21 protein-coding genes are annotated in these 21,803 nt (G+C 70.3%); 10 read left to right on the top strand and 11 right to left on the bottom strand.

Going from position 1 to position 21,803, the window contains the following annotated elements; all coding sequences use genetic code 11:
- Window positions 1-25: 25 nt before the first annotated feature.
- From F1C12_RS16065 to F1C12_RS16050, 4 genes are all read left to right on the top strand, one after another.
- Entirely contained in the window at window positions 26-721 is a 696-nt protein-coding gene (locus F1C12_RS16065; RefSeq protein WP_185275900.1) for a hypothetical protein, read from the top strand.
- Window positions 722-764: 43 nt separating this feature from the next.
- Window positions 765-1,505, top strand: a complete 741-nt coding sequence (locus F1C12_RS16060) for a cysteine hydrolase family protein (RefSeq protein WP_185275899.1) — start codon at window positions 765-767, stop codon at window positions 1,503-1,505.
- Between the two features lie 216 nt (window positions 1,506-1,721).
- Window positions 1,722-3,428, top strand: coding sequence for an alkaline phosphatase family protein (locus F1C12_RS16055; protein WP_219732627.1), 1,707 nt, complete (start codon window positions 1,722-1,724; stop codon window positions 3,426-3,428).
- Window positions 3,429-3,753: 325 nt separating this feature from the next.
- A complete protein-coding gene (locus F1C12_RS16050; protein WP_185275898.1) occupies window positions 3,754-5,442 on the top strand; it encodes a hypothetical protein in 1,689 nt (562 codons plus the stop codon).
- 87 nt (window positions 5,443-5,529) lie between these two features.
- Here F1C12_RS16050 and F1C12_RS16045 read toward each other — a convergent pair whose 3' ends face one another.
- From F1C12_RS16045 to F1C12_RS16020, 6 genes are all read right to left on the bottom strand, one after another.
- Window positions 5,530-5,943: a heat shock protein transcriptional repressor HspR gene (locus tag F1C12_RS16045; protein WP_185275897.1), complete on the bottom strand. Its 414-nt coding sequence runs from the start codon at window positions 5,941-5,943 to the stop codon at window positions 5,530-5,532.
- 8 nt (window positions 5,944-5,951) lie between these two features.
- On the bottom strand, window positions 5,952-6,944 hold the full coding sequence (locus F1C12_RS16040; RefSeq protein ID WP_185275896.1) for a DnaJ C-terminal domain-containing protein: 993 nt from the start codon (window positions 6,942-6,944) through the stop codon (window positions 5,952-5,954).
- Between the two features lie 115 nt (window positions 6,945-7,059).
- Window positions 7,060-7,704 (bottom strand): nucleotide exchange factor GrpE, encoded by a 645-nt coding sequence (locus F1C12_RS16035; protein WP_185275895.1) that lies wholly within the window; start codon window positions 7,702-7,704, stop codon window positions 7,060-7,062.
- 2 nt (window positions 7,705-7,706) lie between these two features.
- Entirely contained in the window at window positions 7,707-9,575 is a 1,869-nt protein-coding gene (gene dnaK, locus F1C12_RS16030; RefSeq protein ID WP_185275894.1) for a molecular chaperone DnaK, read from the bottom strand.
- Between the two features lie 190 nt (window positions 9,576-9,765).
- A complete protein-coding gene (locus F1C12_RS16025; protein WP_185275893.1) occupies window positions 9,766-10,395 on the bottom strand; it encodes a pyridoxal 5'-phosphate synthase in 630 nt (209 codons plus the stop codon).
- A 27-nt stretch (window positions 10,396-10,422) separates the two neighbouring features.
- Window positions 10,423-12,003, bottom strand: a complete 1,581-nt coding sequence (locus F1C12_RS16020; protein WP_185275892.1) for an MFS transporter — start codon at window positions 12,001-12,003, stop codon at window positions 10,423-10,425.
- A gap of 84 nt (window positions 12,004-12,087) precedes the next feature.
- Between F1C12_RS16020 and F1C12_RS16015 the strand changes: the two genes are divergently transcribed.
- The gene (locus F1C12_RS16015) at window positions 12,088-12,813 is read left to right on the top strand and encodes a GTP pyrophosphokinase (protein ID WP_185275891.1); all 726 of its coding nucleotides are present in this window, start codon (window positions 12,088-12,090) and stop codon (window positions 12,811-12,813) included.
- Window positions 12,814-12,909: 96 nt separating this feature from the next.
- Complete coding sequence (lspA, locus tag F1C12_RS16010; protein WP_258045942.1) at window positions 12,910-13,494, top strand: signal peptidase II; 585 nt, start codon at window positions 12,910-12,912, stop codon at window positions 13,492-13,494.
- Window positions 13,495-13,506: 12 nt separating this feature from the next.
- On the opposite strand, the gene F1C12_RS16005 is transcribed toward lspA, so the two are convergent.
- Window positions 13,507-14,280, bottom strand: a complete 774-nt coding sequence (locus tag F1C12_RS16005; protein WP_308457989.1) for an SDR family oxidoreductase — start codon at window positions 14,278-14,280, stop codon at window positions 13,507-13,509.
- Between the two features lie 65 nt (window positions 14,281-14,345).
- On the opposite strand from F1C12_RS16005, the gene F1C12_RS16000 reads away from it, so the two are divergent.
- Together F1C12_RS16000 and F1C12_RS15995 are read left to right on the top strand one after the other, a co-directional pair.
- Entirely contained in the window at window positions 14,346-14,978 is a 633-nt protein-coding gene (locus F1C12_RS16000; protein WP_185275890.1) for a DUF2461 domain-containing protein, read from the top strand.
- A 49-nt stretch (window positions 14,979-15,027) separates the two neighbouring features.
- Window positions 15,028-16,464 carry an MFS transporter gene (locus F1C12_RS15995; RefSeq protein WP_185275889.1) on the top strand — a complete coding sequence of 479 codons (1,437 nt, stop codon included), beginning with the start codon at window positions 15,028-15,030 and terminating at the stop codon, window positions 16,462-16,464.
- Between the two features lie 134 nt (window positions 16,465-16,598).
- Here the strand turns inward: F1C12_RS15995 and F1C12_RS15990 are convergent, their stop codons facing one another.
- Entirely contained in the window at window positions 16,599-17,381 is a 783-nt protein-coding gene (locus tag F1C12_RS15990) for a MarR family winged helix-turn-helix transcriptional regulator (RefSeq protein ID WP_258045941.1), read from the bottom strand.
- Window positions 17,382-17,436: 55 nt separating this feature from the next.
- Here F1C12_RS15990 and F1C12_RS15985 point away from each other — a divergent pair, with 55 nt between their 5' ends.
- Both F1C12_RS15985 and idi read left to right on the top strand, forming a co-directional pair.
- The gene (locus F1C12_RS15985; RefSeq protein ID WP_185275888.1) at window positions 17,437-18,765 is read left to right on the top strand and encodes a MarR family winged helix-turn-helix transcriptional regulator; all 1,329 of its coding nucleotides are present in this window, start codon (window positions 17,437-17,439) and stop codon (window positions 18,763-18,765) included.
- Between the two features lie 119 nt (window positions 18,766-18,884).
- Window positions 18,885-19,436 (top strand): isopentenyl-diphosphate Delta-isomerase, encoded by a 552-nt coding sequence (gene idi / locus F1C12_RS15980; protein ID WP_185275887.1) that lies wholly within the window; start codon window positions 18,885-18,887, stop codon window positions 19,434-19,436.
- 139 nt (window positions 19,437-19,575) lie between these two features.
- Here idi and F1C12_RS15975 read toward each other — a convergent pair whose 3' ends face one another.
- From F1C12_RS15975 to F1C12_RS15965, 3 genes are all read right to left on the bottom strand, one after another.
- Window positions 19,576-20,103, bottom strand: a complete 528-nt coding sequence (locus F1C12_RS15975) for a hypothetical protein (RefSeq protein WP_185275886.1) — start codon at window positions 20,101-20,103, stop codon at window positions 19,576-19,578.
- Between the two features lie 23 nt (window positions 20,104-20,126).
- On the bottom strand, window positions 20,127-20,732 hold the full coding sequence (dcd, locus tag F1C12_RS15970; RefSeq protein ID WP_185275885.1) for a dCTP deaminase: 606 nt from the start codon (window positions 20,730-20,732) through the stop codon (window positions 20,127-20,129).
- 83 nt (window positions 20,733-20,815) lie between these two features.
- A complete protein-coding gene (locus F1C12_RS15965) occupies window positions 20,816-21,718 on the bottom strand; it encodes an Abi family protein (protein ID WP_185275884.1) in 903 nt (300 codons plus the stop codon).
- Between the last annotated feature and the right edge of the window lie 85 nt (window positions 21,719-21,803).

Raw genomic sequence — 21,803 nt, 5'->3', positions numbered from 1 at the left:
CGGGCCGCGCTATAAGCTCTGCGCCATGACGGACGAATTGCTCGCCGGTGCCGCCGGCGCCCGCCCGTGGACCGACGCCGACAGCGCGCTCTGGCACACCGCGCGCCTGCTCGCCGCGGTCGAGCAAGCCGCGATCGCGGGCGGCGCCGTGGCGGACCAGGGCATCCGCACGCTCTTCCCGCTGCAGGACGGGGAGGTCGCGCTCGCCCAGGGCACGTACACCCTGGACTCCATGCGCGCGATCGGCGACGGCAGCTACCAGCGCACCGGCGCTTTCGCCTTCGGGACGGGCGTGATCGGCCTCGCGGTGACCGCGGGGACGCTCGCCGCCAACGCATCCAGGAACAACGCCGCCCGGGCGCAGGCGATGGCCGACGCGCAGGTCGTCTGGCGTCCCGACAGCGCCGGGATGCTGACCGTCACCGACCGCGGGTTCGTGATCGTGACCGGCACGGGCACGTTCCGCTGGGACTGGGCGTCGGTCGACCTCATGCAGGTGGTCGGTTTCAACACGGTGGTGCTGCAGGGACGGTCCGACCGGGGGCCGGTCACCTGGCGGATCTACTCGCACTGGGCGGAGCTGCTGTTCGTGCTGTGGGCGCGGGCGCGGCATCCCGGGCACCCGCAGCTCGCGGGACGCGCGTGGCTGCCGGAGCGGTGGGAGGCCTGGGCGGCGTGGGTGGGGCACCCGCTGCCCGAGCCGCCCGCAGCACTCCCCTGATCCACTCTGCCTGGCGCGGCGACTGCGGCGTTAGAGTGCGTCCATGAAGCGCGCACTCATCGTGATCGACGTGCAGAACGAGTACGTCACCGGCAACCTGAAGATCTGCCACCCGGACCTGTTGACGTCCATCCCGAACATCGAGGTGGCGATGGACTCGGCCGCCGACCACGGCGTGAAGCTGGTGATCGTGCAGCACATCGAGGACGAGGGCTCCCCGGTGTTCGCCCGCGGCTCGGAGGGCGCCGCGCTGCACTCGTCGGTCGCCGACCGCACGCCCGACCTCCTGGTCACCAAACAGGGCGTCTCGTCGTTCGCCGGCACCCAGCTGGAGCAGTGGCTGCGCGCGGAGGGCATCGACACGGTGACGATCGCCGGCTACATGACCCAGCACTGCTGCGCCGGCACCGCCCGCGACGCCGCTGCCCTCGGCTTCACGGTCGAGTTCCTGTCCGACGCGACCGGCACCCTCGACCTGGTCAACGAGGCCGGCTCGATCTCGGCGGACGCCCTCCACATCAGCGTCCTGGTGACGATGGACTCGGAGTTCGCGGCGGTCGCGACGACCGAGGAGTGGACGCTGGCGGTGGAGGCCGGCGACACCCTCCCGGTGTCGAACCTCTGGGACAGCACGGGCCACGCGCGCGTGCCGGGCAAGCACGAGGAGCTGCACAAGCTGATGCGCGAGGTGCGCGCGGGCATCGACAGCGACATCGCGGCGGAGGAGGCCCGGGAGTTCCGCAACACGCTGTACGTGGGGCAGGGGGCGTCGTCGGCGTTGTGAGGGTCAGCAGGTGTTCTGAACACCCCTTCATGAACCCCTCCACACCCCAACCGCCTCCCACCTGAAAGCCCCCTCCACGCCGTCCCCCGCCCGGTGAACGCCGCGTGAAGCCTGGGCGAGCACTCGCCCGCGCGGATGGTGGCGCGCCCGCGCGCAGCGCCAGGATCGACGAGGTTGAACGCCCCCGTTCGGGGGCGGCCTCTCGAAAGGATGCTGATGGCCCCCATGAGTCGGACCGCGCGACCGCGGTTCCTCGGCGCGAGCGCCGCCATCGTCGGCGGTGCTCTGCTCGTCGGCCTCACCGCCGCGCCCTCCCTCGCCGACGAAGGCCACAACGGCCAGAACGGCGAGAACGGCGACCGCGACGGCCGCACCGCGGTGAAGCACGTCCTCCTGCTCTCCGTCGACGGCCTCCACCAGAAGGACCTCGACTGGTACGTCCGCAGCCACCCGGGCTCCGCGATGGCCGCCCTCGCCGCGCACGGCACCGACTACACGCAGGCCTCCACCCCGGTGCCGTCCGACTCGTTCCCCGGGATGGTCGCGCAGGTCACCGGCGGCAACCCGGGCACGACCGGCGTCTACTACGACGACACCTTCAACCACGCCCTCCTCCCGGCAGGGACCACGAACTGCGCCGCCGCGAAGCCCGGTGCGGAGGTCGCCTACACGGAGGCCGCGGACAAGAACCAGTCCAGCATCGACGCCGGCCAGGGGCTCTCCGGCCTCCCCGGCAGCATCCTCTCGATGACCGGCACTCCGGCTACGCTGCTCGACCCGGCCCAGCTGCCGGTCGACCCGGCCACCTGCAAGCCGGTGTACCCGCACCAGTACATCAAGGTGAACACGGTGTTCGAGGTCGCCAAGCAGGCCGGGCTGCACACCGCGTGGAGCGACAAGCACCCGGCCTACGAGATCCTCAACGGCCCGTCGGGCAACGGCGTCGACGACCTCTTCACGCCGGAGATCAACAGCAATGCCGCCGCTCCGTTCACCGGCGACTGGACGAAGGACAACCTGGCCACCCAGCAGTACGACGGCTACAAGGTGAAGGCCGTGCTCAACGAGATCGACGGCAAGGACCACTCCGGCGCCACCGCCGCGCCGGTCCCCGCCATCTTCGGCATGAACTTCCAGACCGTCTCCACCGCCCAGAAGCTGCCGACCTCCGAAGGCCTCGCCGGCGGCTACCTCGCCGACGGCTCCACCCCCGGCCCGCTGCTGAGCAAGGCGCTCGACTACATCGACGCCTCGCTGGGGGCGTTCACCTCCGAGCTGAAGAAGACCGGCCACGCGGGTGACACGACGATCATCCTGTCCGCCAAGCACGGTCAGTCCCCGATGAATCCGGCCGCCCTCAAGCGCGTGGACGACGGCCCGATCATCGCCGGCCTGAACGCCGCGTGGACCGCCGCCCACCCCGGAACCGGCGCCCTCGTCGCGTTCTCGACGGACGACGACATCATGCAGCTCTGGCTGAACGACCACACCCAGGCGGCCGCCGACTTCGCCAAGCAGTACCTGGCGACGCACACCGCCGCGGGCAACACGATCTCCAGCGCGCCGGTCACGGTGCAGGCCTCGGGCCTCACCACGATCTACGCGGGAGAAGCAGTCGCGAAGTACTACGGCACCGCGGCCACCGACCCGCGCATCCCGGACGTCCTGGGCATCGCGCAGACCGGTGTCGTCTACACCGGCGGCACCTCGAAGATCGCGGAGCACGGCGGCGCGAGCGCCGACGACCGCAACGTCCCGATCCTGGTCTCCACCCCCGGCGCGAAGCACGCGCAGCGGATCGGCGCGCCGGTCGAGACGACGCAGATCGCGCCGACCATCTTGAACCAGCTCGGGCTCGACCCGCGCGCGCTCCAGGCGGTGAAGATCGAGGGGACGAAGGCCCTCCCGGCTTCCCAGCGCTGACGACGCCGGCGCTCCGCACGGAGCGCCGAGGGGCTCGTCGCCACACCTCTCCCGAGCGGAGAGACGAGGCGGCGGCCCCTTCGTCATGTCCGCCCTCGCATACGGCCCGAGCGTTCAGGGTGTCGGCTATATACACCAGAGGTGTCTGAGCATGAGGCTAAAACGCCCGGATCACGAACGAAATCAAGGTGAAGCAGACGGTGAGTTCTCCCCCGGGATGAGTGCGATGAGGCCGTGAATCCGCGGCAACGCCGGCACCGCTGCCCTTAGCGTCCTGCCTTGACGGCGCCCCTCTGCCGCCGCTCCATCGAGGAACAAGGAACACATGTCGAGTACCAACGAAGATCACCGACCCGGCACCGGGAGCCGTCTGCCCTCCCGGCGGACCGTCGTCGCGGCGAGCGCCTGGAGCGTCCCCGCCATCGCACTGGCGACCGCGTCACCGGCGTACGCGTCCTCCACGGACGGCCCGGTCAACCTCCCGCAGACGCTGACGGGTGTCGTCGGCGGCGGCTGGTCCATCGCGACCAATTTCGGCGCCAACGGCCTGCCGACGGGATACCCGACCGCCGCACGGCCGACGGCGACCGTCGTCCCGATCACCGTGTCGCCCGCCCGCGCCACGACCGTGACGCTGACACTCAGCGGTGCGGGATTCTCGTTCTTCACCGCTGCGACGAACGCGACATTCACCCCGACGCAGACCGTGACCGTCACGACCTCGTCCAGCGGGATCGCCGAGGTCTACGTCGCCGTCCCGCCCTACGGAAAGGGCGACACGGAGGCCACGATCACCGCGACAGGGAACGGCGGGACCGCGGTCTCGACGCTGGCCACCAGGACCGGTTTCGTCTACGCCGTCGGCGGTCACACCCCGGAAGGCCAGACCGGCAACGGCGCCAGCCGGAACGCCGTCGTGTGGCCGACGCCCCTGGCGATCGACGAACGCCTCTCGGGCGTCTACGCCGGCATCAGCTCGTACCTCGGCATCACGGAGCGGGGCACGGTCCGCACGGGCGGGTACAACATGTTCGCGGAGGTCGGGACAGGCAGCACCGAGCTCTCGGTCCTGAATCCCATCGAACCGCTGAAGCAGGACGGCACGCCGTTCACGGACGCCGTCCGGGCGGTCGTGGACACGTGCGGGTCCGAGCAGGGCCTCTTCGTGGTGGAGGACTCGGCCGGCGACTGGTGGGCGACCGGCGAGCAGGTCTCCAACTACCTCGCCATCCCGGGCGACACCACGGGATCCCGGTACCTGACCCGGTGGGAGAAGATCGGCGGCGCCCTCCCGGCGAAGCCCGCGACGCTCAGCCCCAACCGGTTCGGCGACGCGCTGGTGTGGAGCCTCGTCGACGGCACGGTCTGGTTCACCGGCTACAGCGGAAGCTTCCGGAACTACTCGAACGGCCTGCCGCGGACCACCTCCCGAGGTCAGGTTGCTCAGCTCATGATGCCGGACGGCTCTCCGGTCACCGGCGTGAAGCGGGTGCAGCAGAGCGAGGACAACTCGGTCATGATGCTCACCACGGACGGGCGCCTCCTCTACTCGAGCACGCAGCCCGCGACCATCACTCCGGCCGACTACGCGACCAGTGGCGACGTCCAGGAGATCGCCGGTCCGCCCGGCGACGTCGTGGAGCTCTGGGCGAAGCACCCGTACGACACGAACGGGGCGGCCTACTACGCCAAGACGTCGGACAACTCGCTCTGGGCGATCGGCAGCAACGGAGCGGCGCGCGGGTACCTCGGCATCGGCACGACCACCGCGACCCGGACCTGGGCGAAGGTGCTCGTCGACGACGTGAAGGAGATGGCCTGCGGCGCCCACAACCTGATCGTGCTCGACAACTCGGGCGACGTCTGGTTCGCGGGACTGTACGAGGAGGGCAACCCCGGGATGGGCACGGGCCTCCCCGCCACCTTCCCGACGCCGGTGAAGATCACCACCCTGCCGCCGAACGCGAGGACGATCGCCAGCACCTGGTACGACGTCCCGTACATCGCGTACTGAGCGCGGTCGCCCGGCGGCGGGCGAAGAAAGCCGGCCGGCGCCGTTTCTCACGGCGCCGGCCGGCTTCGTTCGTGACCCGGTGCTGCGCTACCGCTCCAGCGGCCGCCACACCACGATCTGGTTGCTGCGCCGCACCCGGGTGCCCGCGCGCATGGAGACGACCTCGCCCTCCGACCCCGCGGCGAAGACCCGCCGCCCCGGCCGGTTGAGGAGTTCGTCGGCGAGCGCCGACTCCAGCTCGCGCACACGGTCGCTGAGCGCGTTCACGTGGTCTTCGAGCTCCAGGATGCGGCGGATGCCCTCCAGGCTCACGCCCTCCGACCCCAGCCGCGCGATCTCCTGGAGCTTCTGGACGTCGCGCATCGAGTAGCGGCGCGACTTGCCCGCCGTCCGGCGCGGGCTGACCAGCCCGAGCCGGTCGTACTGCCGGAGGGTCTGCGGGTGCATGCCCGCGAGCTCGGCCGCGATCGAGATCACGAAGACCTGGGTGTTCTCGTCCATGAGCGGACTCAGCTCCTCGCCTTCGCGAGGATGTCGTCGCGCGGGTTCTCATCCGGCAGCTTGGCGGCGAACGCCTCCAGCGCCTCCTTGGCGTCGCCGGAGAGGTGCGACGGCACCGCGACCTGCACGACGGCCAGGAGGTCGCCGGTGCCCTTCGCGGTCTGGACGCCGCGGCCCTTCACCCGCAGCACGCGGCCGCTCGGGGTGCCGGGCGCCACGCGCAGCTTGACCGGGTCGCCGCCGAGGGTCGGCACCTCGATGGTCGCGCCGAGCGCGGCCTCCGCGAAGGTGACGGGGACGGTGACGCGGAGGTTCAGGCCGTCGCGCTCGAACACCGGGTGCTTGCGCACGGTCACGGTGAGGACGATGTCGCCGGCCTCGCCGCCATCCGGGCTGGGCTGGCCCTTGCCGCGCAGCTTGATCTTCTGGCCGTCGGCCACGCCCGCGGGGATCTTGACCTTGAACGGCTTGCCGTCCGCGGCCTGGAGGCTGATGGTCTCGCCCTTGGTGGCGGTGACGAAGTCGATGGTGGTGTGCGCGGTCACGTCGTTGCCGCGGGTCGGGCCGCCGTAGCCGCGGTAGCCCCCGCTCGTCGTGCCGAACCGGCCGTTGCCGAACAGGCCGCCGAAGACGTCGTCGAAGCCGCCCTGCCCGCCTTGCTGGAATGTGTAGCGCTGGCCGCCCTGGCCGCCGCCGAACATCCCGCCGAACACGTCGTCGAAGCCGCCCTGGCTGCTCGAGCCCGGAGCGGTGAACCGCGCTCCGGAACCCATGGCCCGGATCTGGTCGTACTCCTTGCGCTGCTCGGGGTCGGCGAGCACCGAGTGGGCCTCGCTGATCTCCTTGAACTTGGCCTCCGCCGCCGGGTCGCCCGGGTTGGAGTCCGGGTGGTACTTGCGCGCGAGCTTGCGGTACGTCTTCTTGAGGTCCGCCTCGCTGACGTCCTTGGAGACGCCTAGGACCTTGTAGAAGTCCTTGTCGAACCAGTCCTGGCTTGCCACGGCGCCTCCTCTCCTGCCTGTGCTGTCGTGATCTGTGTCGAAGTCTGCATGTGTCGTGGCGCGCGGAGCGGCGGGACACGCATCCCGCCGCTCCTGGCGCTCATCGTCCGGCCGGTCAGGCCGGGGTGGCGACGACCACCTTGGCCACCCGGACCACGGTGGAGCCCAGCCGGTAGCCGGTCTCCACCACGTCGGCGACGGTGTCGGCCGTCACGCCGGGGGTGGGCTGCTGGAAGATCGCCTCGTGGACCTGCGGGTCGAAGGGCTCGCCCTTCTCGCCGTACTGGGTGAGGCCGAGCCGCTCGACCGCGGTGCGCAGCTTGGCCGCGATGGTCGCGAACGCGCTGCCCTCGGTCAGGTCGCCGTGCTTGTCGGCGCGCTCCAGGTCGTCGAGCACCGGGATGAGACCCTTGACGGCGTCCCCGATCGCGCGCTCGCGCTCGACCTCCCGATTGGCCTCGGTGCGCTTGCGGTAGTTCGCGTACTCCGCGGTCACCCGCTGGAGGTCGGCGAGCCGCTCCGCCGCGAGCTGGTCGGACGTGGTCTGGCCGGAGAGGATGTCGAGGTCGTCGTCGGACAGGACGCTCTCCTCCTCACCCGGGCCCACATCCACCAGCTCCTCGTGCGCGAGGTCGTGCTCTTCGCCCTGAGGCTCGCGAACCTTGCCGGTCTCGGGGTCGATCCTCCGCTTGTCGCGGATGATCGGCTCCTCGCGCTCCGGCTCCTCCGAGCCGTGCCCGTCGCGGTTCTGGTCAGCCATGGTTACTTCTTCTCCTCGTCCTCGACGACCTCGGCGTCGATGACGTCCTCATCGTCGGAGGAGGAGCCCTCGCCCTGAGCGCCCGCCTCGTCGGCGTCGCCGGCCGGGGCCTCGGACGCCTGCGCGGCCGAGTAGATCGCCTGGCCGAGCTTCTGCTGGCTCTCGTTCAGCTTGTCGTACGCGGTCTTCACGGCCTCGTCGTCGTCGCCGGCGAGCGCGGTCTTCAGCGCGTCGATGTCGCCCTGGACCTCGTTCTTGACGTCCTCCGGGAGCTTGTCCTCGTTGTCCTTGATGAGCTTCTCGTTCGCGTAGACGAGCTGCTCGGCCTGGTTGCGGGTCTCGGCGGACTCGCGGCGCTTCTTGTCCTCCGCCGCGTGCTCCTCGGCCTCGCGCACCATGCGCTCGATGTCGTCCTTCGGCAGGCTGGACCCGCCGGTGATCGTCATCGACTGCTCCTTGCCGGTGCCCTTGTCCTTGGCGGACACGTGCACGATGCCGTTGGCGTCGATGTCGAAGGTGACCTCGATCTGCGGGATGCCGCGGGGGGCCGGGGCGATGCCGGTCAGCTCGAAGGTGCCGAGCGGCTTGTTGTCGCGGGTGAACTCGCGCTCGCCCTGGAAGACCTGGATCGCGACGGACGGCTGGTTGTCGTCGGCCGTGGTGAAGGTCTCGCTGCGCTTGGTGGGGATGGCCGTGTTGCGCTCGATGAGCTTGGTCATGATCCCGCCCTTGGTCTCGATGCCGAGGGACAGCGGGGTGACGTCGATCAGGAGGACGTCCTTGCGCTCGCCCTTGAGGACACCGGCCTGCAGGGCGGCGCCGACGGCGACGACCTCATCCGGGTTCACGCCCTTGTTGGGCTCCTTGCCGCCGGTCTCCTGCTTCACGAGCTCGCTCACGGCGGGCATGCGGGTGGAGCCGCCGACGAGGACGACGTGCGCGATGTCGGACACCTTGATGCCGGCCTCGCGGATGACGTCCTGGAACGGCTTCTTGGTGCGGTCGAGGAGGTCGCTGGTCATCTGCTCGAACTGGGCGCGGGTGAGCGTCTCGTCGAGGTTGGCCGGGCCGTTCTCGGTGAGCGAGAGGTAGGGCAGCTGGATGCTGGTGCTCATCGAGGAGCTGAGCTCCTTCTTGGCCTGCTCCGCGGCCTCCTTGAGGCGCTGCAGCGCGATCTTGTCCTTGGAGACGTCGACGCCGGTCGAGTCCTTGAAGCGCTTGATCAGCCAGTCGACGACGCGCTGGTCCCAGTCGTCGCCGCCGAGGCGGTTGTCGCCGGCGGTCGCGCGGACCTGGATGGTCGAGAAGTCGTCGTCCTTGCCCACCTCGAGGAGGGAGACGTCGAAGGTTCCGCCGCCGAGGTCGAAGACGAGGATGAGCTCGTCCTCCTTGCCCTTGTCGAGACCGTACGCGAGGGCCGCGGCGGTGGGCTCGTTGATGATGCGGAGCACGTTGAGGCCCGCGATCTCACCGGCCTCCTTGGTGGCCTGGCGCTCGGCGTCGTTGAAGTAGGCCGGGACGGTGATCACGGCGTCGGTGACGGTGTCGCCGAGGTACTGCTCGGCGTCGCGCTTCAGCTTCTGCAGGATGCGGGCCGAGATCTCCTGGGCGGTGTACTTCTTGCCGTCGATCTCCTGGGTCCAGTCGGTGCCCATGTGGCGCTTGACGGACGAGATGGTCCGGTCGACGTTGGTGACCGCCTGGCGCTTCGCGGTCTCGCCGACGAGCACCTCGCCGTCCTTGGTGAACGCGACGACGGACGGGGTGGTGCGGAAGCCCTCCGCGTTGGCGATGACCGTGGGCTCGCCGCCCTCGAGCACCGAGACGACGGAGTTGGTGGTTCCGAGGTCGATTCCTACTGCACGTGACATGTGTGCTTTCTCTCCTTTGTTGCGGGCGTTTGATAGCCGGTGAAAGTCTTGGGGTCAAGAGTTGAGCCTCGACGGCTCAAGCCTGACATCCCGGGTGGATGCTGTCAAGCCGTCCGTCTCAAAACTTGAGTACAAGTGACTCAACTTTGAAACGGGCCCCGGTATTCCGGCGGCGGAGAAGAATTCCTGATCAGGGCTGGAGTCCGTGCACGCTCCACATCCCGTCGGCCGCGCGTTCGTATCTCAGCCGGCGATGCAGCCGGTCGGGACTGCCCTGCCAGAACTCGATGGAGGACGGGACGAGGCGGTAGCCGAACCAGTCGTCGGGGCGTGCGATCGGGTCGCCGCCGGCGAGCGCTTCGGCGCGGGCGCGCAGCACGCCGAGGTCGCCCAGCTGCGCATCCTGCTCGGACACGACGGTCGCGGCCCGCGCGGCGGGAGGCCGGTCAGCGAACAGGGCGTCGGAGGCGTCGGCAGACAGGACCTCCACCTCGCCGTCCAGCCGCAGCTGCAGGGCGAGCTCGCGCCAGTACACGGTGACGCTCGCACGCGGGTTGGCGGCGAGGTCGCGGCCCTTGCGGCTGGCGGCGGACGTTCCGAAGACGACGCCGTCCGCTCCGAGCGCGGCGAGCCGGAGGGTGCGCGACGAGGGGACGCCGTCGACGGAGGCCGTGGCGAGGGTGGCGGCCAGCGCCTCCCGCACTCCGGCGCGGTCGGCCTCCGCAAGCCAGGCGTCGAGGAGGGCGCCGGGATCCGCGGGGGCATCTGACGCGTCGGGCAGGGGCGGCATCCCGGACCCGCCGAGGAGGAAGTCGGACATGCCCCGACGGTACCCGCGGGCGCGCGGCTACCCCAGCACCGGCGCGTCGCTGTCCGACGGCGCCGGGTCGGGGAGGCGTCGCATCCGGAGCGCGTTGCCCGCGCCGAGCAGCCCGGCGGCGAGCGGGACGAGCAGCGCGACCTGGAGGGCGATGGGCCGCGCCTCCGTGTTGATCCGGACGACCTCCGCACGCACCTCCGGCGTCTCGGTGGCGAGCTGCTTCTCCAGCTGCGTGTTCGACATCACCTGGGCGTCCTCCTCCAGGGCGGAGGCCACCTGCTGCTTGTCGGACGCCGGGAGGACGGTGCTCGAGTTCGTCAGCGACGTGAAGGCGAACGCCAGCGTCGCCAGCATGATCGCCCCGGCGAACGCCAGACCGAACGACAGCCCGAACGATCCGGCGGCCGAGTTGACGCCGGCCGCCTCGCTGACGCGCTCGTCGCTGATCGGCGACAGCGTGTAGTTGTTGAGCTGCGAGACGAGCAGGCCGAGACCGCCGCCCGACACGATGAGCGGGATGGTCAGGAACCAGCCGCTCGTCGCGATCGGCACGATCGGCAGCAGGATCGCGACGCCGATCACCGCGAGCAGGAAGCCCCACAGGATCAGGTTCGCCGGTCGCCCCTTCGCCCGGCGCCCGGCGAGCAGCGCGACCACGAACATGCTCAGCGAGAGCGGCGCGATGGAGAGGCCAGCCTCCAGCGCGTTGTACTCCAGCACCATCTGCAGGTAGATCGGCAGCGCGATCATGGTGCCGCCGAGCGCCACTTGCTGGAGGAGCTGGCCGCTCACGCCCGTGCGGAAGAGCTTCGACGAGAACAGCGCGGGGTCGAGCAGCGTCGGCCTCCCGCGGCGGGCACGCGAGCGCAGCCAGAACACCAGCCCGACCAGCGCCGCGACGCCGACGACGATCAGCAGCAGGACGTACTCGCCGCCCTCCTGCCAGACCAGGATCCCGGTGACGATGCCGCCCATCCCGACCACCGAGAGCAGCGCGCCGACCAGGTCGATCGAGCGCGTGCCCGTGTAGGGAACATCGTGCACCAGCCCGATCCCGGCGAGAACGACCGCGATGATGACCGCCTCCAGCAGGAACCCCACCCGCCAGGAGAGGAACGTCGTGATGAAGCCGCCCAGCAGCGGGCCGACCGCGGCGGCAATCGCGGCGGAGGCACCGACCAGCGCGTAGACGCGTTTCTGGTGCGCCCCCTCGAAGTTGCCGTGGATGAGCGACTGCATCGCCGGCAGCAGCAGCGAGGCGCCGATCCCGCCGATCACCGCCCAGAAGACGATGATCGCGAACAGGTTCTGCGCGAGGGTCATCGCGATGGCGCCGACCGCGTAGCCGAGCAGGCCGAGGACGTACGCGAGCTTGCGGCCGATGAGGTCGCCGGTCTTCCCGCCGATCAGGATGAACGCCGCCGAGACCAGCGCCTCCAGCGCGATCGCGCCCTGCACGCCGCTGACCGTGGTGTGGAGGTCATGGACGACCGCGGAGATGGAGACGTTCATCAGCGACGTGTCCACGACCAGCACGAACATCGCCATCGCGAGGAGGACCGCGAGGCGGAAGTTGAAAGGCGCGCCCGCGCCGTCGCCGCCGCTCATGCGCACACGAAAGCACAGCGGGCGACGGTTTGGCGACAGTCGATTCACACCCGTTCCACAACCCGCGTCGATAGCGTCGGGCACATGGAATCCGACCCGGCCCCGCTGCTCTCCACCCGGGCGATCGAGGCTCTGCAGAGCATCGACCCGGCCACGTTGAGCGAGGTGCAGGCGTTCCGCGAGGACTTCGCGCGGTTCATCATGCCGTACAAGTTCGGCATCGACGAGATCTCCACCAAGGTGTCCATCCTGCGCGAGGAGTTCGCCGAGCTGCAGGACTACAACCCGATCGAGCACATCTCCAGCCGGCTCAAGTCGGCCGAGAGCCTCGAGCAGAAGGTCATCCGCAAGAACTGCGAGCCGTCGTTCGACGCGATCCGGGAGGCCATCACCGACATCGCCGGCGTGCGGATCGTGTGCTCGTTCGTGTCGGACGTGTACCGGGTGTTCGAGCTGCTGACGGCACAGGAGGACGTGCGCGTGCTGCGGGTGAAGGACTACATCGCGCACCCCAAGCCCAACGGCTATAAGAGCCTGCACGTGATCGTGGAGGTGCCGGTGTTCCTCAGCGGAGGGCCGGTCGCGGTGCCGGTCGAGGTGCAGCTGCGCACGGTGGCGATGGACTTCTGGGCGAGCCTCGAGCACAAGATCTACTACAAGTACGACGGGGAGGTCCCGGAGCCGCTGCTGCGCGACCTCACGGCGGCGGCGGGCACGGCCGGGCAGCTCGACGTCACGATGGAGGACATCCACCGCCAGGTGCGCGGGGACGGCGGGACGGCGCAGTACGCGTTACCGGTGTCGGTGTAATGTGCCAACCTCGGTCGCAGGCTCCCTCGGCGCTGGGGTCGCAGCATCGCTCCGCGCTGCCCCTAGCTCCACCGCGCAAGGTGCGAGGATGACGGGGTGACCGAGAGCACCCCATCTCCCGAGGCCGAGCCCGTGGCCGAGGACGCCGACTTCCCGCGCCGCCGGACCCGCGCGCTGGTGTGGATCCTGGTGATCGCCGTCGTCGTGGTCCTGGCCGACCAGCTGACCAAGCTGTGGGCGACCTCCAGCCTCCGCGAGGGCGACTACCACTCGCTGATCGGCAACCTGCTCGGGATCCAGCTCATCTACAACTCGGGGGCGGCGTTCTCGTTCCTGGTCGACCAGACCTGGGTGTTCACGATCATCGCGGCGCTGGCCGTCGTCGCGCTCCTCTATTTCTCCCGCCGGGTCGGCGCGCGGTCGTGGGCGGTCGCGTTCGGCCTCCTGCTCGGCGGAGCGGTCACGCACCTCGGGGACCGGCTGTTCCGCGCGCCGTCGTTAGGCCAGGGGCACGTGGTGGACTTCATCGCCTACGCGAACTGGTTCATCGGGAACGTCGCCGACATCGCGATCTTCTGCGGCGCCGTGCTGGCGCTGGTGCTCGCGGTGGTCGGGGTGCCGATGCGGGGCGGTGCGCGGCACGGGCAGGTGGAGGCCGCGGACGAGCCGGCCGACGACTAGCTCACCGCCGGCTCACTTCGCGACCGTGGCGAGCCACTCGTCGAAGGTCTGCGTCCCGAGCTGTGCGTCCGGCCCGGGCAGCAGCGTGCCGTCGCGCAGCGCGCGGCCCCAGCGTCCCGGCAGCGGGACCGCGAACACGCGGGCGTTCGACCCGGTCGCTTCGAGATAGCGGCGGACCAGCGTCGGCATGTCCTCCACTTTCGGGCCGCCGAGGTCGCGGCTGAGCCCCACCGGGTCTCCGGTCGCCAGCTCGGCGAGGCGTGCGCCGACCTCCGCCGCCGCGACGGGTTGCGACTTCACTGCAGGGACCGCCTTGATCCGGCCGCGGGAGCGTCCGGCGAGCTGGGCCGCGAACTCGTGGAACTGGGTCGCGCGCAGCAGGCTCCAGCCGTCGCCGCTCGCCATCACCAGCCGCTCCTGCTCCGCCTTGCCCGCGTAGTACGCGTACGGCGCCGCCGCCGCGCCCACGATCGAGAGCGCGACATGGTGCGTCACTCCGGCCGCCCGCTCGGCGGTGAGCAGCGCCGTCGTCACCGCCTCGAAGAAGCGCGTGGAGGCCGCGCCTCCCATCGTCGTCACCGATGTGACGTCCACGACGGCCGCGCAGCCGTCCAGCGTCCGCGCCAGCCGGTGCGCCTCGCCGGTGTCGTGCGCCGCCGCGAGGAGGTCGACCCCCTCCGACCGGCTCAGCACCACCGCCTCGTGCCCGGCTTTCCTCAACGCCTCCACCGTGCGGGCTCCGACCACGCCGGTGCCACCGGCGACCGCGACCTTCATCGTGTCCATACCGACAGCATCCGCATTCGCCGCCGCGGGGACAACCTCCACCCGCGCCGTCGTACGATCGGGCCATGGAATTCACCGGGTTCGACGAGGACGCGATCGCGTTCTACCGCGAGCTGACGCTGCGCAACGACAAGGCGTTCTGGCTGGAGAACCGGGAGCGCTACGAGCGGCGGGTCGCGGCGCCGATGCACGCACTCGCGGAGGCGCTCGAGCCCGAGTTCGGCGCCGGCCGGCTATTCCGTCCGTACCGTGACGTGCGGTTCTCGCACGACAAGTCGCCGTACAAGCTCCACGCGGCGCTCACCTTCGCCCGCGGCGGCTACGTCCAGGTCTCCGCGGAGGGCGTCGCCGGCGGCGCGGGCGTGTACCAGCTCGACAAGGAGCAGCTGGACCGGTACCGCCGGGCCGTGGACGCTCCGCGTACCGGCGGGGAGCTGGAGTCCGCGCTCAGGGCGCTGCGCGCCTCCGGGATCGGCATCGAGATCCCGGAGCAGCTCAAGACCTCCCCGCGCGGCTACCCGGCAGACCATCCGCGCGCCGAGCTGCTGCGGTACAAGGGGATCATCACCTGGGCCGACTGGGGCGTCCCCGACTGGTTCGCGACGCCGGAGGCCGCCGACCGGATCGCGGGATTCCTGCACGACAGCGAGCCGGTGACGTCGTGGTTCCGGGTGAACGTGACCGGCACACGAGACTGACCTCCGGCACGTTCACCGCCCGTTCCCCGCCACGCCCTACGCTGTCCCCATGACGACCGACACTCCGGCGACCGGAGGCGCGGGCGACGACGCCCTCGCGACCGCGGCGAGCCCGATCTTCGCCGACAGCTCCACCGAGCGCAGCATCCCGCGCAGCTGGGTGGCGTCGTGGGCGCTCTGGGATGCCGGCGGCGCCGCGTTCAACGCGGTCATCACGACCTTCGTCTTCACCGTCTACCTGACCTCCAGCTACTTCATCTCCCCCGCGCTGGTCTCCGCCCAGGACGCCGAGAAGGACGCCTCCGGCCCGGCCCACCACGCGGTGACCGGCGCGATCGCCGGCCTCTCCAGCGGGCTGGCCTGGGGCATCGGGATCGCCGGGATCGTCGTCGCCGTGCTCGCTCCCGTGCTGGGCCGCCGCACCGACGGCTCGGGACGCCGCAAGCTGTGGCTCGGGATCAACACCGGCGTCGTGGTCGTCATCACGGCGCTGATGTTCTTCGTCGTGGGCGAGCCGTCGTTCTTCCTGTTCGGCGTCGTGCTCGTCGCGGTCGGGACGGTGTTCTACGAGATCGCGACCGTGAACTACAACGCGATGCTCGTCCAGGTGTCCACGCCGAAGACGGTCGGCCGGGTGAGCGGGCTCGGCTGGGCCAGCGGCTACTTCGGCGGCATCCTGCTGCTCGTCATCGTGCTCGTGTTGCTCGCGTCGCCCAACGGCGACGGGACGGGCGGCATCCTCCACGTCACGACGGACCAGGGGCTGAACTACCGGCTCGTCGCGCTGGTCGCCGCGGTCTGGACGCTCGCGCTGTCCATCCCGGTGCTGCTGCGCGTGCCGGAGGCGCCGGCGAACCGCCGGCTGCCGCGGGTCGGGTTCTTCGCGTCGTACCGACTGCTGTTCCGCGACATCGCGGTGCTGTGGAAGGAGAGCCGGAACACGGTGCTCTTCCTGATCTCGTCTGCGCTGTTCCGGGACGGGCTGGTCGGCGTGTTCACGTTCGGCGGCATCCTCGCGAAGGGGACGTTCGGCTTCAGTCAGTCGGGCGTGATCGTGTTCGCCATCGCCGCGAATGTCGTCGCCGGCGTCAGCACGGTGCTGTCCGGCCGCTTCGACGACCGGTTCGGGGCGAAGCCGGTGATCGTCACGGCGCTGGTCGGGCTCGTGATCGCGGGGCTCGCGGTGTTCTTCCTGCACGACGCCGGCGCGATCGCGTTCTGGGTGTTCGGCCTGATCCTGTGCCTGTTCGTCGGGCCGGCGCAGTCGGCGAGCCGGACCTTCCTGGCCCGCGTGACGCCCGCCGGACGCGAGGGCGAGGTGTTCGGGCTGTATGCGACGTGCGGGCGGGCGGTGTCGTTCGTGGCGCCGCTGCTGTTCGCGCTGTTCGTCGCGCTGGGCGGGGCGCAGTACTGGGGGATCCTCGGGATCGTGCTGGTGCTGCTGGTCGGGCTGGTGCTGCTGGTGCCGGTGAAGTCGCCGCGGTAGCGATGCGGGGAGCGGAGGAGATCCGCTGCGGCACGCCGCGCGATCGCAGTCAGCGGAGGAGATCCGCTGGAGGTGGAGCCGGAAGTCCTCCGTTGGCTCCGTGACCGGTCGTCGGGAGTTCGGGTGGTGGGCGCTCAGCGGGGCCAGGCCTGGACGAAGCGGGCGAAGAGCTCGGCGAAGGTGCGGGCCTCCTCCGGGGTGAAGGAGGCCAGCGCGGTCTCGACGGCGGAGCGGCGGTGGTCCTGGACTTCGCCGAGCTGCGAGCGGCCGGCGGTGGTGAGCTGGATGAGCGCGCGCCGCGCGTCGGACGGGTCGGGGACCCGCCGCACCAGCCCGCGGTCGACGCCCTCCTGCACGAGGCGGCTGGCCCGCGGCTGATCGACGCCGATCGCGGCGGCGAGGGAGCTGACCGACAGCTGCCGGCCGTCCGTGTCGGCGGCCGCCAGGGCCTCCAGCATGCGGATGCGGGCGAAGCGGCCGAGGGAGCCGTCGCGCCCGCGGCGTCCGGGGCCGGGGCGGGCGGAGTCGCCGAACGGGCCGGGGAAGCCGGACCACGGGCCGCGCGGGCCCCAGGTGTGCGGGTCGAAGCCGTGCGGGGCCGGGTGGGAGTGCGAGCCGTGGTGGTCGTGGGAGGGTGCGCCGCCCTCGCCGGCGCCAGCGTCTTCATGGGCGGGCTGGGTCGAATCATGGTCTCCGCGGCCGTCGGCGTGGTTCGCTCGGCCGTCGCCGTTGTGGTCGGGGCCGTGGTTCGAGCTGCCGTGGTTGCCGTGACCGCGGCCGGGGAACGCTCCGGCGTCCCACGGGCCGGACGGGCGGCGGCGCGACTGGTCGCGGCGGACGGCGACCAGCGAGCGCTCGATCAGTTCGATCACGTCCGCTTCGGGCGAACGGTCTTGCTCTTGACGATCCTCAGCCATGCATGTAACTATACATTTACTTGTAACAGTACATAGAAAAAGAAGGGAGTCCCCGATGACACCCATCGACGACTCGAACACCCACGATTCCGAGAACACCCCGCCGGGCTACTGGTTCGGCGAACTCAACACGCGCCTCCGCGATCGGATGCGCGACGAGCTCCACGAGCTCGACCTCGGCCGCCGGGGCTGGCGCGTCCTGCACACGCTCGCCGACGGTCCGGCCACCGCCGACCAACTCGCCGACGCACTCCCGCACCGAGGACGGCGTGGACGCGGCCGTGCCTTCGGCGCAGACCTCCCCGGAGACGCCCAGAGCACACCCGCGGACGGCGCTCCCGAGCGCGGCGACACCGCGTCGGCCCGCCGCGAATGGCGCGGGCGTCCCGACTGGATGCGGCGCGAATGGGAGCGCCGGCAGCAGATGTACCGCGCGTGGATGGACCACGACAACGCGCGCGTCCACGACGAGCCGGGCGCCCACGCCGGGCACGACCACGACGGGCACGACCACGACGGGCATGGCCACGGCGGTATGGACCACGCCGGGCACGACCGCGGCGACCACGGCCACGACGCGGAGCGCGACACCTACGGACCGGACAGTCGCGAAGGCGCCTCCGGCACCGAACTCCACGACCACGATGAGCACCACGAGGGCGAGCACCACGAGCACGAGCATCACCACGGCCCCCACGACGAGCACGGCGACCACCACCCGCACCCCGATCACCACCACCATGGCGCCGAGCAGGCGTTCGAGCGGGGGTTCGAGCGCGGATTCGTCCGCGGGGTCGAGCGCGGTTCTGCGTTCGGGCACGGCGGGCACGGCTTCGGCCCGGGCGGCGTCGGTTACGGCGGCTTCGGTTACGGCGGCTTCGGCCCCGGCCGGTACGGTCGCCCGTTCGGTCCCGGGCCCTTCGGCCGCGGTGACGTCGGCGGGCGCTTCGGGCCCGACGCGTACGGCCACGAGCGCTCCGGGCAGGGGCGGCCTCCCTTCGCGGGACGGCACGGCTTCGACGGGCGCTGCCGCGGCGGGGTGGATCGCATCCTCGCGGACTTCGTCGAGCGCGGCTGGGTCTGGTTCGACGGCGACCGCGCCACGCTGACCGACGAGGGGCGCGCCGCGCACGACGCCGCCTTCGAGCGGATCCGCACGGTGCGCGCGAGCGTCGCGGAGGGCATCGACCCGGCCGACCTCGCCACCACGCTCGCCACGCTCGAGGCGATGGCACGCAACCTCGGCTGGACGCCCGCCGCCCAGGCCGACGCGACCGCCGCCGGGGAGTCCGCCACCACCGACGCCGCGGGCACAGACGCCCCCGGCACAGACACCTCCGGCACCGACACCTCCGACACCGAAGAGGGCACCGACGCCGACTGACCCCACCGGCACAACCGAAGGGGCGCGACCGCACGGGCGCGCCCCTTCGCCGTCCTCCCCGGCCGCTCGCACCCGCTACCTCAGGCCGCCCTCCAGCGACCCGAGCCTAGGATGGACGCATGACGTCACCGCGCGAAGAGGTCGTCCTGCTCGCAGAGGACGGCACCCCGATCGGGACCGCGGACAAGGCGACCGTCCACACCGCGGACACCCCCCTCCACCTGGCCTTCTCGTGCCACCTCTTCGACGGTGAGGGCCGCATCCTGGTCACCCGCCGGGCGTTGAGCAAGGCGACCTGGCCGGGCGTCTGGACCAACTCGTTCTGCGGGCATCCCGCCCCCGGCGAGTCGATGGAGGACGCGATCGCGCGCCGCGCCGCCGACGAGCTCGGCACCGCCGTCGACAACCTGGCGCCGGTGATCCCGGACTTCCAGTACCGCGCCACCGACGCCTCCGGCATCGTCGAGTACGAGGTCTGCCCGGTCTTCACGGCGACGATCGTGGGCGACCTGAACCCGTCCGCCGCCGAGGTGGCGGAGTGGGAGTGGGTCGATCCGCGCACTCTGCTGGCGGCGGTGGAGGCCACACCGTGGGCGTTCAGCCCGTGGCTGACGCTCCAGCTCCCCGCCCTGTACGCCGACGACGCACCCGAAGCTTCAGGTCAGCTGTGAGTCTGACTCACTATTTTCCACCTGTGTAATCGACTGTGGATAACTCGCGGCGCGTATGCCGTGGACCGCATCCTTTCGGAGACGAAGCAGTTGCCCCGGGTAGCGATTGCGGCAGCGCAAAACCCTGGCGGACGCAGGATCAGCCCGTGCGTGTCGCGTCGATGTGCTGCTCCAGCCACCACGTCCGGCCCTCGTCGTCGGAGACCCAGCCGTCCCACTCGAACGACTCGTCGGTGATCTTGGAGAAGTTCCAGCGGATCGGGCGGCCGTCGGTCTGAGTGCCGTCCTGGCGGATGCCGTCCCGGCGATGCGGTGTCGCGACCAGCGTGCAGAAGTCGCCGCCCGCCGCCCCGAACCAGCTCACCCGCCACGCGCCGAGCGTCGAGTCGTAGACCCGCACCGTCGACCCGTGCGCCACGACGGCGCCGGGATCCGACGGGTCGCGGGCGACCAGCACATCCTGCACCGCGCGCCCGCCGAGCGTGTACGCGAACACCCACTCCTCGACGCGCTCCGCCCACTCGCCGGAGGCCTCGTCCAGGAAGCGGACATCGGCGCGCCAGCTTCCGACGAGCTGCCCGAACAGGTGCATCCGGTGCGGACGCTCCGCCGTCGGCTCGGCCGAGACCAGGGCTCGCGCGAAAAGGGAATCGGTCGACTCGCTCATGGGCAGCCCTCTCGGCTCGGGATCTAGCTGGACGGACGTCCGGCTTCGGTCGCGGACACGTCGGTCCGGTGGAAGTTGAGGTACGAACGCGAGGCCGTCGGGCCGCGCTGGCCCTGGTAGCGCGAGCTGTACTCGGCCGACCCGTACGGCTTCTCGGCCGCGGACGACAGCCGGAAGAAGCACATCTGGCCGATTTTCATCCCGGGCCAGAGCTTGATCGGGAGGGTCGCGACGTTGCTCAGCTCCAGCGTCACGTGCCCCGAGAAGCCGGGGTCGATGAAGCCGGCCGTGGAGTGCGTGAGGAGGCCGAGCCGGCCGAGCGAGCTCTTGCCCTCCAGCCGCGCGGCGACGTCGTCGGGCAGGCTCACCAGCTCGAACGTCGACCCGAGCACGAACTCGCCCGGGTGCAGGATGAACGCCTGGTCGGGGTCCACCTCGACGAACCGGGTCAGCTCCGGCTGGTCGACCGCGGGGTCGATGAACGGGTACTTGTGGTTGTCGAACAGGCGGAAGAAGCGGTCGAGCCGGACGTCGATGCTCGACGGCTGGACCATCGCCGGCTCGTACGGCTCCAGCGCGATCCGCCCGGCACCCAATTCGGCCTTGATGTCACGATCGGAGAGAAGCACGCGCCCAGCCTATCGGGTGCGCCGGTTCCAGCATCGGGGGTTACGTCGGAGGTCGTTTGCCGCTGACGGTCGGCCCGAATGGATCACAGAATCGGACGGTAGAAGCCGTCGATGAATGCGGGCTCCGAATGAACCAGGTCGAGCAGGGTATTCGAGTACCCGGTGCTCCCTTCGATCTGGTCGACCAGGCCAGCGAGGAGCGTCAGAGCTGCGGCAGGCGTCTTGGGTGAGAGATATCGCCTCTTCGCTTGGAGCGCAATGGCAGGGAGAGTGACGTGACCATCGAATCGCCGGTTCCACAACCTCCCGTGATGAGCAGCAATGTTCCTCAAGAAGGCGATGTTCTGAACGGCCTGCAGCAACTTCGACTCATCCTCGAGTTGCAGTGATTTGGTCACCGGCTCAAGGACGGTCTTGTCCCGCAGAGCCCGCAGGAATCGAGAGAATGTGCCGATCGAGACCACCTCGATGGCAGCCCAGAACGGCACAGGTTCGCCTCTGTTGATGTGGTGCCTGATGAAGATCTCGTCGCGGTCCTGGATCTCCCGAAAACTCGCCAAGACCTTGTCGCGGTTCGTGACTTCGGCCTGCCAGCGTTTCTGCGCCTTTGCATCAGAAATGGGCGGCTTCGGTCCGGTTGGGAGGTACAGCGTCTCGTCGAGATATCCATCTCCGCCACCGAGGACCTTCGCCACATGAAAGGCCACTCGGCTCCGCAACGTCGGCTCGACGACGCCAACTCCGTCGAGTACGAGATTGCGGACGGAGCGATCGAGATCATAGACATCGATGAGCTGCGCTGCGGTCGCCCCAGGAATGTACTTCTCCGCATTCGTTTGGTAGAAGCAACGCGCGTACCCGCTCACGCGGTAGTAGTTGCTCGAGTACAGAAACATGGCGAACTTGCGCGTTGTCACGCCGCCCAGATCGAGCCCGCGGTCCACGTGTTTTTGCACTTGCGCGGTGAGATCGATCCAGTCTTTCAATGTTCCCCCAGAAACGAAGAACCCACCCGGCTAAGCCGGGTGGGTCCGAATGTTGAACTCATCCTATGGCAGGCCTCCCTCGCGA

Origin of the sequence: Leifsonia shinshuensis (genome assembly GCF_014217625.1) — a bacterium.
Lineage (GTDB): Bacteria > Actinomycetota > Actinomycetes > Actinomycetales > Microbacteriaceae > Leifsonia > Leifsonia shinshuensis_A.
The sequence above is the reverse complement of the archived record's forward strand: the minus strand, read 5'-3'. Positions and strand labels throughout refer to the sequence as shown.